Here is a 15463-nt window from a genome sequence, read left to right as displayed (position 1 = left end):
GCTTAGGCCTGACCGGCCGGCTGCTGGGCGGCCATTTGCCGCTCCATGTTCTGGCGATAGAGACCGACGAAATCGACGGGGTCGAGCATCAGGGGCGGGAACCCACCGTCGCGCACGGCGGTCGCAATGATCTCGCGGGCGAACGGGAACAAGAGGCGCGGGCACTCGATCATGACCAGCGGATGCAAGTTCTCCTTCGGCACGTTTGCAATGCGGAACACGCCGGCATAGGCGAGCTCGAACGAGAACATCACCTTGCCCGCGGTCTCGGCCTTGCCTTCGACCGACAGCGTCACCTCGAACTCTGTTTCGCTGAGATTATTGGCGCCGACGTTGATCTGAATGTTGATCTGGGGCGGCTGGCTCTGCGGCTGGAGCGAGCTCGGGGCGTTCGGATTCTCGAACGAGAGGTCTTTGGTATATTGCGCCAGCACATTGAGCTGGGGAGCCTGGGCCGCCTCGGGAGGGGTGCCGTTACCATTGGTCATCAGAGTGTCTCCTTACCCGATTGGGGCTGAATTTCGCGGCGGTTGGCTAACATAGGGCTGCCTCATTCCACAAGGACGAAGGGCTTTGCCGGGTCGGTCCCGGCTGCGCCCACCACTGCGACGTTTGACCCGCCCCCGAACACAAAATAACACGTTAAGCGCTTGAAGATGCGCGATTTCCACCCACGATCGGGTTTCCCCTTAAGCATAAAACGCGCTACACTTCCCACTGTGCCAAAAGGCGCCATTGGCCGGGCCAAATTTCGTGCCTACATCCAGCGGACATGACGCGCGGGCCAAAATGGTGATGTCATCTTGCCGTTCGGGTATGGAACGGTCTACTTGCCGGATCGATTTTCCCGGCAGCGACCCCAAAGCAGACCTGAGTTCAAGACCAGAAAGCGATACGACGTGGACATCTACACCATCATCTTCCTAGCGCTGGCGGTCTTCATCTTCCTGCGGCTGCGCAGTGTGCTGGGGCAGCGGACTGGCAATGAGCGGCCGCCGTTCGACCGCACGGCTCGCAATGCGCTCGGGGGTGCCCCGGACAAGAACGTCGTGACCATGCCGGGCAAGGTGATCGACCAGCCGCCGCTCGCGCCCACAGCCGAGCCGACCCCGCCCTCCGACCGCTGGAAGGGCCTGGCCGAGCCTGGCACGGCACTGGCCCAGGGCCTCGACGCCATCGTCGAAAAAGATTCCACCTTCGATCCGCGCCATTTCATCTCGGGCGCCCGCGGCGCCTATGAGATGATCGTGCTGGCCTTTGCCAACGGCGACCGCCGTTCGTTGCGCGACCTCTTGTCCTCGGAGGTCTATGAGAGTTTTGACGCCGCGATCAGGGAACGCGAGAAGAACGAGCAGAAGACCGAGACCCGCTTCGTCTCGATCGACAAGGCCGAGCTCGTCGGCGCCGAGCTGCGCGAGCGCACCGCGCAGCTCACCGTGCGCTTCGTCTCGCAGATGATCTCGGTCACCCGCGACAAGGCCGGCAACATTGTCGACGGCAATGCCGACAAGGTCGCCGACATCACCGACATCTGGACTTTCGCCCGCGACATCACCTCTCGCGATCCGAACTGGAAGCTGGTTGGCACCGGAAGCGCGAATTAAGAACTTTCTGAAGAACGGCGCGACGACGCTTTGCGCAGGCCTCGTCGTGCTGTCGTCGTTTTCGCTCGGCGCCGAGGCGGCTCGGCGCCATTACCGCAGCCATCATCATCGCCTCCCCGAAGCGGCCGCGATCCCCCCGCGCGCGCTGCTCTACCCGCAGCTGCCTCTCCCGTTCGAGATTGCCGGCGCGCAATATCTGCCGCTGGCCTGGCCCGACGTGAAAGGCTGGAACGAAGACGATCATCTCGCGGCGTACAAGACCTTTCGCGCCAGCTGCCGTTCGATCAACGCGCAGACCGGTGCGCTCGAGCCGAAAGCTCTGGCTGGCTCGTTGAGCGAGCCCTGCCGGGCCGCCAAATCGCTCGACGCGACCGACGACGCGAAGGCAAAAGCCTTCTTCGAAGAAAACTTTTCGCCGCTGCGCATTTCGCGCCTTGGCGAGCCCGACGGCTTCGTCACCGGCTATTACGAGCCGGTGCTGGAGGGATCGCGCACGCAGACCGACGTCTACAACGTTCCGGTCTACCGCCGCCCCTCGAACCTGTTCGTGCGCGGCTTCAATCAGGCTTCGGTCAGCCTGCCCAACAAGGGCCCGGTCTATCGCAAGATCGGCCGCCGCAAGCTGGTGCCCTATTACGATCGCGGTGAGATCGAGGACGGCAAGATCGCCGGCCGCGGGCTGGAGATCGCCTGGCTGAAGGATCCGACCGATCTCTTGTTCGCCCAGATCCAGGGCTCGGCGCGGATCAAGTTCGACGACGGGGCGACCATCCGGATCAACTACGATTCCTATAACGGCTATCCCTACACCGCCGTCGGGCGCGTCCTGATCGAGCGCGGCATCATTCCGAAGGAAGAGATGTCGATGCAGAAGATCAGGGAGTGGATGGCGCAAAATCCCGATGGCGCCAAGGAGCTGCGGCGCCAGAACAGGTCCTACATCTTCTTCCACGAGGTCAATCTGTCCGACAAGGACGAGGCGGTGGGGGCGCAAGGCATCCCCCTGACCGCCGGCCGCTCGATCGCGGTCGACAAGTCGCTGCACGTCTACGGCACGCCGTTCTTCATCGAAGGCGAGCTGCCGATCGAGTCCGATCGCGCCAAGACGCCGTTCCATCGCTTGATGATCGCGCAGGACACCGGCTCGGCCATCATCGGTCCCGCGCGCGCCGATCTCTATTTTGGCGCGGGCGCCGAGGCCGGCCGCCTCTCGGGGCGGCTGCGCCACCCCATGCATTTCGTCATGCTGGTGCCGAAGAGCCTCGATCCGAATTTGCGCGCGGCGCGGCTGCCGGTGCCGGATCCGCGGCCGTCGGAGAAGATCGCAAAACTGTTTCCGCAGGGCGATCCGGCCAAGGATCCCAAGGCCGAGACCGTGGCCATTGCCGGCCCGGTGCCGTTGCCGGCACCGCGTCCTGTGATAGAGCCTGTGCGCGAACCACGCAGGCATATGAAAACCCGTTCCCACCAGCAATGAAGCGATCGTCCCGTCCGCCCGTGCTGGATCCGCGTCCCTCGCCGCGCCGCCGTGGGCTCAGCGACGAAGATCGCGAACTGTGGGACCTCGTCGCAAAACAAGTCAAGCCGCTGCGAAAGCACCGCGCGACGAAAGTGCACGCCGTGGCGCGCACCGAGCCTGCGCCCGCAATGTCTGTTGCCAAGCCCGCGCCATCGCCGCGGCCATCGGCTGCGGCTCCCGCTTCGCGTCCGTCAAAACCGGCGATGCCGCCGCTCGCCCCGATCGGCAAGCGCGAACGCACAAAACTGTCGCGCGGCCGCAGCGAGATCGAGGCGCGGCTTGATCTGCACGGCATGACCCAGATGCGCGCGCACCGGGCCCTCACCGGCTTCCTGCACCGCGCCCATCACGATGGCCTGACCTTTGTCCTCGTCATCACCGGCAAGGGCCGGAGCGGCGGCGAAAGCGGCGTGCTCCGTCGCCAGGTGCCGGAATGGCTGAGCCTGCCGGAGTTTCGCGGCTTCGTCGTGGGGTTCGAGGAAGCCGGGATCGGTCACGGCGGCGAGGGCGCGCTGTACGTGCGGATCCGGCGGGCCCGTTTCTAGAACGGGCGGACGATTCCGACCCGCGGGATCAGCGTGACGATCAAGCCGAAGACATTCGTCCCCTGATCCTCTTCCGGAATCGGCGCTGTCTCCTGCCTCGCCGGCAGCATCTTCACAGCGTGCAGGATCAGGAACATGCAGACCGCCCAGTTCGAGATCCAGCGCGAATAGTCGAACACCATCGCGAACATCACGAGATAGGCGAGGCTGACGCCGACCAGGGCCGCGATGACGAGCCTGCGGTGGGTCTCGCTCGCGAGTGCAGCGATCAGCTTCGCAAAATAGCGCCACAGCGGCGTGTGCAGCCAGATCAGCAGGGCGAACACGGGAATGCCGAGACTGTTGTGCGGCAGCCGGGCCCAGGTATCGGTGACTTCCTTCGCCAGCGGCTGGTACCAGATATAGGCGAATTGCAGGAGATCGTTCCGCGAAGGGTCGGCCATCCGGGTCTTCAAGTAAGCGACGAAATCCGCTTCCGGGATCGGCATCGTTCCCAGGAATTGCGCGGCGAAGAACAGCGAGGAGACCAGCACGAAAGCGACGGCGCCGAACGCGAGGTTTCCGCGCTTGAGGCCGTAAACGAGATAGTGCCTGATCACGACGATGGTGATGATCGTCGGCACATACATCAACAGATGAATGTGGTGGATCAGGACGAGGATGATCGAGAACAGCGCCGCGATCGCCACGAACAGCAATGATCCCGCCGGCATCAACAGCAGGACGATCGCGAAGGCGCAGCCATAGATGTCGAAATGGCCGAGCGTATGCATGAAATTTTTGAAGAAGAACGGCGAGCCCGCAATGAAGACGAACAACGGCAGCGTCTTCGCCGTGAAGCCGAACGTCTTCTGAAACAGCCTGGCGTAGAGGCCGAGCGTCGTGAGCCACGTCATCCCGCCGAGCGCAAACACCAGCCAGACCGGCACCGTGTCGGTAAACAGCGCGACGATCGCCCCGATCAGCGCGCGCTTGATGAAGCCGAAATGATAGTCGACGAGGAGATGGATATAGGGGACGTAAGGCGGCAGCTGGATCTTGTGCACGAACACGCCGGCGATCACCGCTGCGTTGATCGGGAGCAGAAATCGCCAGGGGTTTTGCAGGATGCGCGCGGTCACGTCGCATCCATAGCGCGGCAGGCCAAAATTACAAAATGAACCTGCTCAGATCGGCGTTCTTGGCGAGGTCGCCGACGTGCTTCTGCACGAAATCGGCATCGACCCGGACGGTCTCCCCGTTGCGGTCGGGGGCGGTGAAGGAGATCTCGTCCAGCACCCGCTCCATCACGGTCTGCAGCCGCCGTGCGCCGATGTTCTCGACGGTGGAGTTGACGGCGACCGCGACGTCGGCGAGCGCGTCGATGGCGTTGTCGGTGATGTCGAGCGTGACGCCCTCGGTCTGCATCAGGGCGACATATTGCTTGATCAGCGAGGCTTCGGGCTCGGTCAGGATGCGCCGCATGTCGTCACGGGTCAGGGCCTGCAGCTCGACGCGGATCGGCAGCCGGCCCTGCAATTCCGGCAAGAGGTCGGACGGCTTTGCGACGTGGAAGGCGCCCGAGGCGATGAACAGGATATGGTCGGTCTTGACCGCGCCGTGCTTGGTCGAGACCGTGGTGCCCTCGATCAGCGGCAGGAGATCGCGCTGCACGCCCTCGCGCGAGACGTCGCCGCCGACGCGGCCGTCACGGGCGCAGATCTTGTCGATCTCGTCCAGGAACACGATGCCGTTGTTCTCGACCGCGCTGATCGCCTCCAGGGTCAGCTGGTCGGTATCCAGCAGCTTGTCGGATTCCTCGTTGACCAGGATCTCGTGCGAACCTTCCACCGTCAGCCGCCGCGTCTTGCTGCGGCCGCCCAGCTTGCCGAAGATATCGCCGATCGAGATCGCGCCCATCTGCGCGCCAGGCATGCCCGGGATCTCGAACATCGGCATGCCGCCGCCCGAGGACTGGGTCTCGATCTCGATTTCCTTGTCGTTGAGCTCGCCGGCGCGCAGCTTCTTGCGGAAGGATTCCCGCGTCGCCGAAGAGGAATTGGCACCGACCAGCGCATCGAGCACGCGCTCCTCGGCGGCGAGCTGGGCGCGCGCCTGCACGTCCTTGCGCTTGCGCTCGCGGACCTGGGCGATGGCGACTTCGACGAGATCGCGCACGATCTGCTCGACGTCGCGGCCGACATAACCGACCTCGGTGAACTTTGTCGCCTCGACCTTCAGGAACGGTGCATTGGCGAGCTTGGCGAGGCGGCGCGCGATCTCGGTTTTGCCGACGCCGGTCGGGCCGATCATCAGGATGTTCTTCGGCAGCACCTCTTCGCGCAGGGAGCCGGAGAGCTGTTGCCGGCGCCAGCGGTTGCGCAGCGCGATCGAGACGGCGCGCTTGGCGTCGCCCTGGCCGACGATGAAGCGGTCGAGTTCGGAAACGATTTCGCGGGGGGAAAAATCTGTCATGGGACCTTAGCTAGGATCAGAAGCCGGCGGCGACAAGCCGCTTTTTTGGCCGTCAGATGATCGGCGGGCCGGATTGCCATTGCTTCACGGCCTCGATCGGGTGGATGAGCATCAGGATATTGAGCGTCAGATTGTCTCTGATGTGCAGCGCCAGCATGATCTCGAAGGCAAGCCCGAGCGCGACGGTCGCCGCGACGGGCAGCACGCGTGCGGTGAGGAACCCCAGCACCATGAACAGGGTGTCAGAGACCGAGTTGACGATGCTGTCGCCGTAATAATCCAGCGAGATCGTGCCGGCGCGATAGCGCTCGATGATGAAGGGCGAGTTCTCGACGATCTCCCAGGCGCCCTCGATCAGCATGGCGATGATCAGGCGGGCCGGCCAGCCAAGACGCCGCGAGAACAATAGCCACGTCAGCCCGTAGAACAGGAAGCCATGGAGCACGTGCGAGAAGCTGTACCAGTCCGCGATGTGCTGGGAATTCTCCGAGCTGTTCACCACGCCATGCCAGAGCTTGACATAGCCACAGGTGCAGATCGGCACTCGCCCCATCGCAAACAGGATCGAGGCCTGCAAGGCCAGCAAGAGCAGCGCGATGCCGACCCAGGTGAGCGGCGAAACGGCGGCCTTGCTTTGGTGCGTGCGTGTCAGCGTCACGGCTCACGCGCCATCAAAAGAGCGGCCCCGTCCGGGGTATCGACCATCCGATCAACGACGAAGCCTGCCTTCTCATAAGCACGCAGGGCCCGTGCGTTGCGCGGATCCGGATCGGTGACCATGCGCGGCAGGCCCTGCCGGAAGCTGTCGTCGACAAATTGGCGGATGAACGCCGAGCCGTGGCCGCGTCCGATCATGTCGCTTTCGCCGATGAACTGGTCGATCCCACGCGTGCCCTCCGGTTGCGGCCCGAAGCCCGTATTCCAATCCGTGAGCTGATAGCACTGAAGATAGCCGAACGGCCGCATCGCGGCCAATACGATGAACTGGTCCATCGCCGGCTCGTCGAGATCGCCGCTGACGAGTGCAAATTGCTCGTCCGGATCGCCCCACCATTCCCGCACATGCGCCTCGCCCAGCCATCGCCGGATCAGCGGCAGATCGTCCCTGCTCATCGGGCGGAAGGTATAGGCGGGCACCGTGGCCTAACCCGTTGCCAGGCTTTCGATGGTGACGTTGCGGTTGGTGTAGACGCAGATGTCGGCGGCGATGTCGAGGGAGCGACGGACGATGGTCTCGGCGTCCTTGTCGGTGTCGACAAGGGCGCGGGCTGCGGCCAGGGCGTAATTGCCGCCGGAGCCGATCGCCATCACGCCGGCCTCGGGTTCGAGCACGTCACCGGTGCCTGTGAGGACCAGGGAAACGTCCTTGTCGGCGACGATCATCATGGCCTCCAGCCGGCGCAGGTAACGGTCGGTGCGCCAGTCCTTGGCCAGCTCTACGGCAGCCCGGGTCAATTGCCCCGGATATTGCTCCAGCTTGCTCTCCAGCCGCTCAAACAGCGTGAAGGCGTCGGCGGTGGCGCCGGCAAAGCCGCCGATCACGTCGCCCTTGCCGAGTTTCCTGACCTTCTTGGCATTGGACTTGATCACGGTCTGGCCGATCGAGACCTGGCCGTCGCCGCCGACCACCACCCTGCCGCCCTTGCGGACCGTCAGAATCGTGGTGCCGTGCCAGACCGGCGAGCTGTTCTGGGAATCCTGCATCATAACCCTCGTTGTTCGGCCTGATTTAGGCCCTCGGGGGCAGGGGCACAACGGGCCGCTCCGGGCCGAATTTCGCTCACCATAGGCGGAAGTAGAGACCCGGCCAGCCGTTCCCGCAGTAGCGAAGGCATCATTTGGCTGTTAAGAGACTGGCGTTTTCGGCTCAAAGAGCATGATCCGGAAAAGTGGGTACCGGTTTTCCGACAAGATCATGCTCAAAACTAAAGTGGAAACCGATTTTCCATGCGCACCGCGACGATCAAGCGCAAGACCAAGGAAACCGACATCGAGGTCTCCGTGAACCTCGATGGCACGGGCGTGGCCAATATCGCGACCGGCATCGGCTTTTTCGACCATATGCTCGATCTCCTCGCCCGCCATTCCCGCATCGACCTCACGGTCAAGGCGGTGGGCGATCTGCACATTGACTATCACCATACCACCGAAGACACCGGCATCGCGCTCGGCCAGGCGGTCAAGCAGGCGCTCGGCAACATGGCGGGCATCACCCGCTATGCCGGCGTGCACATGCCCATGGACGAGACGTTGTCGCGCGTGGTCATCGACATCTCGGGTCGCCCGTTCCTGGTGTTCAAGGCCGACTTCCTCCGCGACAAGATCGGTGAGTTCGACACCGAGCTGGTGCGCGAGTGGTTCCAGGCCTTCGCCATGAACGCGGGTGTGACTCTCCACGTCGAGACCCTATATGGCGATAACAGCCACCATATCGCCGAGTCCTGCTTCAAGGGCCTGGCGCGGGCGCTGCGCACCGCGGTCGCAATCGACCCCAAGGCGGCGGGCGAAATCCCGTCCACCAAGGGCTCGCTCGGCGGCTGACATCTCCGCCGGTCAACGAAACGCCGCCGGCGGCATTGACTTGAATTCTCGAGCACGGGGCATCGACAATGCCTGTCTACACAGTTCATGCTCCCACCCCAGGCGGGGCGGATCTGCGCGCGACCGACAAGTTCGTGTTCGTGCGCGACGGTTTCCATTTCTGGGCGATGATCTTCGGCCCGCTCTGGCTGCTCTGGAACAGGCTCTGGCTGGCGCTGATCGGCTGGATCGTGTTCCTCGCCGCGTTCGATGCCGGGCTGTCCAGCCTCGGCCTCGGCCGCCGCTCGATCTTCCTCGCCAACATCATCGTCGCGCTCCTGATGGGTTTTGAAGCTTCGAGCCTGCGTCGCTGGACGCTGTCACGGGGCAAGTGGCGGCAGCTCGACATCGTCGTCGCCGACAACCGCGACACCGCCGAGCGCCGCTTCTTCGAGCGCTGGAGCGACAAGCAGGGTGGCATAGCTGGCGATCAATGGGCCGTCGATCGCGGCGGCCCGCCGCCGACCCGGGGCGTGCCCGGCCAGCCATTTTCGAATCCGCCGCCGATTCCGGCCGGCGGCATCATTGGATTGTTTCCAGAACCGGGAGGGTCAAGATGAGCGTCGCCATCATCGATTACGGTTCCGGGAATCTGCATTCCGCCGCCAAGGCATTTGAGCGCGCCGCGCGCAGCCTTGAGAATCCGCAAAAGGTATTCGTCACCAGCGATCCCGATCAGGCCTACGAGGCCGATCGTCTTGTGCTGCCTGGTGTCGGCGCCTTCGCCGATTGCCGGCGCGGGCTCGATGCGGTCAATGGCATGGTCGAGGCGATCACCGAAGCCGTGCGCGTCAAGGCGCGGCCGTTCTTCGGTATCTGCGTCGGCATGCAGCTGATGGCGAGCCGCGGCAAGGAGCACGTCGTCACTGAAGGCCTGAACTGGATCGGCGGCGACGTCGAGAAGATCACGCCGCGCGACGAGAGTCTGAAGATCCCGCACATGGGCTGGAACACGCTCGATCTGCTGCAGGAGCACCCAGTGCTGAACAAGCTGCCGCTCGGCCCCAAGGGCCAGCACGCTTATTTCGTGCACTCCTACCACCTCAACGCCGCCAATGAGGCGGATGTGCTCGCGCGCGCCGATTACGGCGGGCCTGTCACCGCGATCGTCGCCAAGGACACCGCCATCGGCACGCAATTTCACCCCGAGAAGAGCCAGCGCTTTGGCCTCGCCCTGATCTCGAACTTTTTGCGATGGAAACCGTGATGGCCGCTTCCCTCTCTCTTGTTACCTCCCCCCTTGTGGGGGAGGTCGAATGCGAAGCATTCGGGAGGGGGGTAGCCGCAACGGCGGTGTCCGTGGCTTACCCCTCTCCCCAACCCTCCCCCACAAGGGGGGAGGGAGCGCACCGTCTGCGCGGAAAACTCCTGGCTCAATCATGATCCTTTTTCCTGCCATCGATCTCAAGAACGGCCAGTGCGTGCGCCTCGAGCAAGGCGACATGGCGCGCGCGACCGTGTTCAATCTCGATCCCGCCGCCCAGGCGCAGAGCTTTGTCACGCAGGGCTTTGAATATCTCCATGTCGTCGATCTCGACGGCGCCTTCGCCGGCAAGCCGGTGAATGCGCAAGCCGTCGAAGCCATGCTGAAGACGATCAAGATCCCGGTGCAGCTCGGCGGCGGCATTCGCGATCTCAAGACCGTCGAAGCCTGGCTCGAAAAAGGCATCACCCGCGTCATCATCGGCACCGCTGCGGTGCGCGATCCCCAGCTGGTGAAGGCTGCCGCGAAGAAATTCTCCGGCCGCGTCGCGGTTGGCCTCGACGCACGCGACGGCAAGGTCGCGGTCGAAGGTTGGGCTGAGACCTCGCAAGTCACGGTGCTGGAGATCGCGCAGCGTTTCGAGGATGCCGGCGTTGCCGCCATCATCTTCACCGACATCGCGCGCGACGGCCTGCTCAAGGGCTTGAATCTCGATGCGACCATTGCGCTGGCCGACGCCATTTCGATCCCCGTGATCGCCTCCGGCGGCCTCGCCTCGATCGACGATGTGAAAGCCATGCTGACGCCACGCGCGAAAAAGCTCGCCGGCGCGATCGCCGGCCGTGCGCTCTATGACGGCCGGCTCGATCCGGCGGCCGCCCTCACCTTGATCCGCAACGCGCGCAGGAGCTGACACATGTTCAAGGTGCGCGTGATCCCCTGCCTCGACGTCAAGGATGGCCGCGTCGTCAAGGGCATCAACTTCGTCGACCTCCGCGATGCCGGCGATCCCGTCGAAGCCGCGATCGCCTATGACGCGGCCGGCGCCGACGAACTGACCTTCCTCGACATCACCGCGACCCATGAGAACCGCGGCATCATGCTGGACGTGGTCCGGCGCACGGCGGAGGCCTGCTTCATGCCGGTAACCGTCGGCGGCGGCGTGCGTGAGGTCGACGACATCAAGACATTGCTGCGTGCCGGCGCCGACAAGGTCTCGATCAACAGCGCCGCGGTGTCGCGGCGCGAGTTCGTCAAGGAAGCCGCCGAGAAGTTCGGCGAGCAGTGCGTGGTGGTCGCGATCGACGCCAAGCGGGTCAAGCGCCCAGGCGGTGATCGCTGGGAGATTTTCACCCATGGCGGCCGCAACGCGACCGGCATCGACGCCATTGAATATGCCCAGGAAGTGGTCTCGCTCGGGGCGGGTGAAATCCTGCTCACCTCGATGGACCGCGACGGCACGCGGCAGGGCTTTGACATTCCGCTCACCCGGGCGATCGCCGACAGCGTTTCGGTCCCCGTGATCGCCTCGGGTGGCGTCGGCAATCTCGACCATCTCGTCGACGGTATCCGCGATGGCCATGCCACCGCGGTGCTGGCGGCTTCGATCTTCCATTTCGGGGAATTCACCATCCGTGAAGCCAAGGAGCATATGGCCAGGCGCGGACTGCCCATGCGCCTGGATGCCTGACGACTCCCGTCCATAAAAATGCTACACAGACCAGTGGGACTGTGCCTCCTGGCCTCTGAGTGTTTTTCGAGTAATTCCGATGCCGCGTTTCACCATCCACGATCTCGCCGAGACCATCGATGCCCGCGCGGCTTCCGGTGGCGAGGCCTCCTATACTCGCAAGCTCCTCGACAAGGGCGCCGAACATTGCGCCAAGAAGTTCGGTGAGGAGGCAGTCGAAACCGTAATCGCAGCAGTCGAAAACGATCGCGCGCATCTGATCGCTGAAAGCGCCGACCTGCTCTACCATTTCCTTGTGCTCCTCAAGGCACGCGGCGTAAAGCTGGAGGAGGTCGAGGCGGCGCTGGACAAGCGGACCAATATGTCAGGATTGGAAGAGAAGGCGTCGCGCAAGGGCGCATAGGCAAGGGGCGAGCAGATCGCAACGGAAAGGTCGGTCATGGATATCCGCGCACCCGAGCAGCAGTATAATCCATACCGCGTCTATTCGCGCGAGGAGTGGGCGCGTCTGCGCGACGACACGCCGATGACGCTGGAGCCCGGTGAGTTCGACCGGCTGCGCTCGCTGCACGACCGCCTCGATCTCAAGGAAGTCGAGGACATTTATCTGCCGCTCTCGCGCCTGCTCTCGATCTATGTCGATGCTACCCAGCGCCTGTACTACGCGGAGCGCCAGTTCCTCAACATCCGCGACCGCAAGGTGCCCTACATCATCGGCGTCGCCGGTTCGGTCGCGGTCGGTAAATCCACCACGGCCCGCGTGCTCCAGGCCCTCCTCGCGCGCTGGTCGCCGCGCCCGAAGGTCGATCTCATCACCACCGACGGATTCCTCTACCCGAAGGCCCTGCTCGAGCAGCAGGGTATCCTGCAGAAGAAAGGTTTTCCGGAGAGCTACGACCTTCCGCTGCTGCTCAATTTCCTGTCCGACATCAAGTCGGGCCGCCGCCATGTGCGCTCGCCGGTCTATTCGCACCTGACCTACGACATCGTGCCGAACGAATGGGCCGAGATCGACCAGCCGGACATCCTGATCGTCGAGGGCGTCAACGTCCTGCAGACCGGCAAGCTGCCGCGGGACGGCAAGGCGGTGCCCGTCGTTTCCGACTTCTTCGACTTTTCGGTTTACATCGACGCCGACGAGGAGGCGCTGCGGCGCTGGTACATCAAGCGCTTCCTGGCGCTGCGGGACACCGCGTTCACCAATCCGAAATCCTACTTCAACCGTTATGCGCTGCTGTCGGACGAGGAGGCCATCGCCACCGCGACTGCGATCTGGGAACGCACCAACCTCGCCAATCTCGAGGACAACATTCTGCCGACGCGGCCGCGCGCGACGCTGATCCTGAAGAAGGCCGCCGACCACGCGGTGGAGAGCGTGGCGCTCAGGCGACTGTAATCTTTGGCGAGCCTTAGCTGAATTTTCAGGCTGGGCGTCTTTTGTTGCAGACTGACGGAGGGTAATCGGTTATGGCCGTCGAAAACACGAGGGGCCAATGGTCGATCGTCTCAAAACTGCTGCGGAACATCTGGAAGCGCCGACGTGCCCGGACTGCCATATCGAGATGAGGTGGTACCGGTCGGAACTGCTGGCGGAGGAACCGGTCCCGGTTATCGCGCATCTCTTCGTTTGCCCGCATTGCAAGCGGGCCGCCCGGGCAGACACCATCTTCAGGAACGACAAAGGACCGCCTGAGAAGCTCTCTGCCCCGCGTTTTGTCGCTCACGCCGCATAATGGACCTCACTCGCCGGCCAATCACTTGCAACCCCGGCTGAGAGCGATCGTGCTCTCCTCCAAGCCAGAGTACGCGCAATCGCAAGCACCGCGGGAACTTTCCATGCTTGGAGGCGGTTGAACACACCCCATCCGCGCGCAGGCCGAGGATTTCATGAGCCAGACGACGCTCGACCAACTCGGAGACGCGCGCCGTCTCGAGCTGATGGTCAATGCAATCGTCGACTATGCGATCTTCATGCTCGACACCGACGGAATCGTACGAAGCTGGAACTCGGGCGCCGAACGTCTGAAGGGTTATGCCGCCAGCGAAATCATCGGCGAGCCATTTTCGGTCTTCTATACCCCGGAAGACCGCGCTGCGGGTCTGCCGCAAAGGGCGCTGGCAACGGCGCGCGAGACCGGGCGCTTCAATTCCGAAGGTTGGCGCGTCCGCAAGGACGGCAGCCGGTTCTGGGCGCTCGTCGTACTCGATGCCATCAGGGACGAGCACGGCAAGCTGATCGGCTTTGCCAAGGTGACGCGGGATATCACCGAGCGACAGCAGGCTCATACCGAGCTAGTCGAAAGCGAACGACGCTACCGTCGCTTGATCGAGGCGGTGATCGACTATGCCATTTTCCAGCTCGACCCGGAGGGCCACGTCGCGACCTGGAATCCCGGCGCCCAGCGCATCAAGGGCTATGCCCCGAACGAGATCATCGGGCGCCATTTCAGCCAATTCTATACTCCGGAGGACCTCGCAATCGAGGTGCCGAAACGAGCCTTGGCCGAAGCCCGCGAGCACGGCCGCTTCGAGGCCGAAGGCTGGCGCGTGCGAAAGGACGGAACACGGTTTTGGGCGTCAGTCATCATCGACCGCATCGTCGATGAGGCAGGCGAAATCATCGGCTTTGCCAAGGTCACGCGCGATCTTACCGAGCGCAAGCGCGCGCAGGACGAGCTGAAGCTGGTGCAGGAGCAATTGCTCGCGTCACAGAAGCTCGAGGCCGTGGGCCAGCTCAGCGGCGGCATCGCTCACGATTTCAACAACCTGCTCATGATCGTGCTCGGCAATATCGAAACCGCGGAGCGCAATGCTCGCCAACTGGCCGGCAGCGCCAATCTGCAGCGCGCTCTGGGCCATGCCAAGCGCGGCGCCCAAAGAGCTGCAGCGCTCACCAGCCGCCTGCTTGCCTTTTCGCGCCGGCAGGCGCTCGATCCGAAGCCGATCAACGTCAACAATTTCCTGAACGGCGTGCAGGACTTCCTGCAGCGAACGCTCGGCGAGCGTGTCGAGGTCCAAACCGTTGGGAGTGCGGGTCTGTGGCAGATCGAAGCTGACGCCAATCATCTGGAATCAGCCATCATCAATCTCGCGATCAACGCCCGCGACGCCATGCCCGATGGCGGCAAGCTGACAGTCGAAGCCGTCAACGTCTCGGCGGACGATGATTACAGTCGCGCCAATCCAGAGCTGCCGCCGGGCCAGTACGTCGTCATCTGCGTAACCGATACCGGCAGCGGAATGACGGCCGAGGTGCTCGATCATGCCTTCGAACCCTTCTTCACGACCAAGGAGCCGGGCCAAGGGACCGGACTCGGGCTCAGCCAGGTCTATGGCTTCGTCAAGCAATCCGGCGGGCACGTGAAGATTTACAGCGAGGTCGGCCACGGCACGAGCATCAAGCTGTACTTCCCGCGCTACCTCGGTGCTGGCTTGGTGCCCGCCGCGGAGCCGGACGAATTGCTGCCTGAAGGCGAAAAGGTGGAGACGATCCTCGTTGTCGAGGATGATGCCGACCTCAGAACCTATGTATGCGACGTTCTGCGGGACCTGAACTATCGCATCCTGTCCGCGCCTAGTGCTCAGGGCGCCCTGACCATCCTCCTTCAGGAAGAGCCGCAGGTGAATCTGCTCCTGACCGATGTCGTCATGCCCGGAATTAACGGACGTGAGCTTGGGCGAAGGGCGCAGCAAATCCGGCCGGGACTGAAGATCCTCTACATGACCGGATACTCCAGGAACGCCGTCGTTCATCAGGGGCGGCTGGATGAAGGTGTGGATGTCCTCGAAAAGCCGGTCTCGCAGGCGAAACTGGCCCTGCGTGTGCGAGAGATCCTGGACCGCCTCGTACCCGGATGACTACTTCCT

The 15463-nt window shown here is 63.5% G+C and carries 17 protein-coding genes; 11 read left to right on the top strand and 6 right to left on the bottom strand.

Annotation, left to right across the window (positions count from 1 at the left end):
• Window positions 1–2: 2 nt before the first annotated feature.
• The gene (gene secB, locus BM374_RS05390) at window positions 3–488 is read right to left on the bottom strand and encodes a protein-export chaperone SecB (protein WP_092289642.1); all 486 of its coding nucleotides are present in this window, start codon (window positions 486–488) and stop codon (window positions 3–5) included.
• A gap of 411 nt (window positions 489–899) precedes the next feature.
• Here secB and BM374_RS05385 point away from each other — a divergent pair, with 411 nt between their 5' ends.
• From BM374_RS05385 to BM374_RS05375, 3 genes are read left to right on the top strand one after another with little or no spacing between them, the layout of a single operon-like run.
• On the top strand, window positions 900–1604 hold the full coding sequence (locus BM374_RS05385) for a Tim44/TimA family putative adaptor protein (RefSeq protein WP_092289639.1): 705 nt from the start codon (window positions 900–902) through the stop codon (window positions 1602–1604).
• The gene (gene mltA, locus BM374_RS05380) at window positions 1582–3081 is read left to right on the top strand and encodes a murein transglycosylase A (RefSeq protein ID WP_177248102.1); all 1500 of its coding nucleotides are present in this window, start codon (window positions 1582–1584) and stop codon (window positions 3079–3081) included. The genes BM374_RS05385 and mltA overlap by 23 nt, the downstream gene beginning before the upstream one ends.
• On the top strand, window positions 3078–3668 hold the full coding sequence (locus BM374_RS05375; protein WP_092289637.1) for a Smr/MutS family protein: 591 nt from the start codon (window positions 3078–3080) through the stop codon (window positions 3666–3668). The genes mltA and BM374_RS05375 overlap by 4 nt, the downstream gene beginning before the upstream one ends.
• Here the strand turns inward: BM374_RS05375 and BM374_RS05370 are convergent.
• Genes BM374_RS05370 through hslV form a run of 5 tightly spaced genes read right to left on the bottom strand, consistent with a single transcriptional unit; the run spans window position 3665 to window position 7826 of the window.
• Window positions 3665–4789: a hypothetical protein gene (locus BM374_RS05370; protein WP_092289635.1), complete on the bottom strand. Its 1125-nt coding sequence runs from the start codon at window positions 4787–4789 to the stop codon at window positions 3665–3667. The two genes, BM374_RS05375 and BM374_RS05370, sit on opposite strands and share 4 nt — an antisense overlap.
• Window positions 4790–4817: 28 nt before the next feature.
• Window positions 4818–6122, bottom strand: coding sequence for an ATP-dependent protease ATPase subunit HslU (hslU, locus tag BM374_RS05365; protein WP_092289633.1), 1305 nt, complete (start codon window positions 6120–6122; stop codon window positions 4818–4820).
• 52 nt (window positions 6123–6174) lie between these two features.
• Window positions 6175–6780, bottom strand: coding sequence for a DUF2585 domain-containing protein (locus BM374_RS05360; RefSeq protein WP_092289631.1), 606 nt, complete (start codon window positions 6778–6780; stop codon window positions 6175–6177).
• A complete protein-coding gene (locus BM374_RS05355; RefSeq protein ID WP_092290250.1) occupies window positions 6777–7235 on the bottom strand; it encodes a GNAT family N-acetyltransferase in 459 nt (152 codons plus the stop codon). Before BM374_RS05355 ends, BM374_RS05360 begins: the two co-directional genes overlap by 4 nt.
• A gap of 30 nt (window positions 7236–7265) precedes the next feature.
• The gene (gene hslV / locus BM374_RS05350) at window positions 7266–7826 is read right to left on the bottom strand and encodes an ATP-dependent protease subunit HslV (protein WP_092290249.1); all 561 of its coding nucleotides are present in this window, start codon (window positions 7824–7826) and stop codon (window positions 7266–7268) included.
• A 243-nt stretch (window positions 7827–8069) separates the two neighbouring features.
• Here hslV and hisB point away from each other — a divergent pair, with 243 nt between their 5' ends.
• The 8 genes from hisB to BM374_RS05305 all read left to right on the top strand — a co-directional run bounded on the left by hisB (window position 8070) and on the right by BM374_RS05305 (window position 15454).
• The gene (gene hisB / locus BM374_RS05345; RefSeq protein WP_092289629.1) at window positions 8070–8663 is read left to right on the top strand and encodes an imidazoleglycerol-phosphate dehydratase HisB; all 594 of its coding nucleotides are present in this window, start codon (window positions 8070–8072) and stop codon (window positions 8661–8663) included.
• Between the two features lie 68 nt (window positions 8664–8731).
• Window positions 8732–9262: a DUF2628 domain-containing protein gene (locus tag BM374_RS05340; RefSeq protein WP_092289627.1), complete on the top strand. Its 531-nt coding sequence runs from the start codon at window positions 8732–8734 to the stop codon at window positions 9260–9262.
• Window positions 9259–9909, top strand: coding sequence for an imidazole glycerol phosphate synthase subunit HisH (hisH, locus tag BM374_RS05335; protein ID WP_092289625.1), 651 nt, complete (start codon window positions 9259–9261; stop codon window positions 9907–9909). The genes BM374_RS05340 and hisH overlap by 4 nt, the downstream gene beginning before the upstream one ends.
• A gap of 172 nt (window positions 9910–10081) precedes the next feature.
• Window positions 10082–10819, top strand: a complete 738-nt coding sequence (hisA, locus tag BM374_RS05330; protein WP_092289623.1) for a 1-(5-phosphoribosyl)-5-[(5-phosphoribosylamino)methylideneamino]imidazole-4-carboxamide isomerase — start codon at window positions 10082–10084, stop codon at window positions 10817–10819.
• Window positions 10820–10822: 3 nt separating this feature from the next.
• The gene (gene hisF / locus BM374_RS05325) at window positions 10823–11596 is read left to right on the top strand and encodes an imidazole glycerol phosphate synthase subunit HisF (protein WP_092289622.1); all 774 of its coding nucleotides are present in this window, start codon (window positions 10823–10825) and stop codon (window positions 11594–11596) included.
• Between the two features lie 79 nt (window positions 11597–11675).
• Window positions 11676–11999 carry a phosphoribosyl-ATP diphosphatase gene (locus BM374_RS05320; protein WP_092289620.1) on the top strand — a complete coding sequence of 108 codons (324 nt, stop codon included), beginning with the start codon at window positions 11676–11678 and terminating at the stop codon, window positions 11997–11999.
• A gap of 36 nt (window positions 12000–12035) precedes the next feature.
• Entirely contained in the window at window positions 12036–12992 is a 957-nt protein-coding gene (coaA, locus tag BM374_RS05315) for a type I pantothenate kinase (protein ID WP_092289618.1), read from the top strand.
• Between the two features lie 491 nt (window positions 12993–13483).
• The gene (locus tag BM374_RS05305) at window positions 13484–15454 is read left to right on the top strand and encodes a hybrid sensor histidine kinase/response regulator (protein ID WP_177248101.1); all 1971 of its coding nucleotides are present in this window, start codon (window positions 13484–13486) and stop codon (window positions 15452–15454) included.
• The last annotated feature ends 9 nt before the right edge of the window (window positions 15455–15463 follow it).

The sequence above is a fragment of the Bradyrhizobium sp. Ghvi genome (assembly GCF_900115265.1).
GTDB lineage: Bacteria > Pseudomonadota > Alphaproteobacteria > Rhizobiales > Xanthobacteraceae > Bradyrhizobium.
Note: the sequence above shows the minus strand (reverse complement) of the source record. Positions and strands in the feature narration are given on the sequence as shown.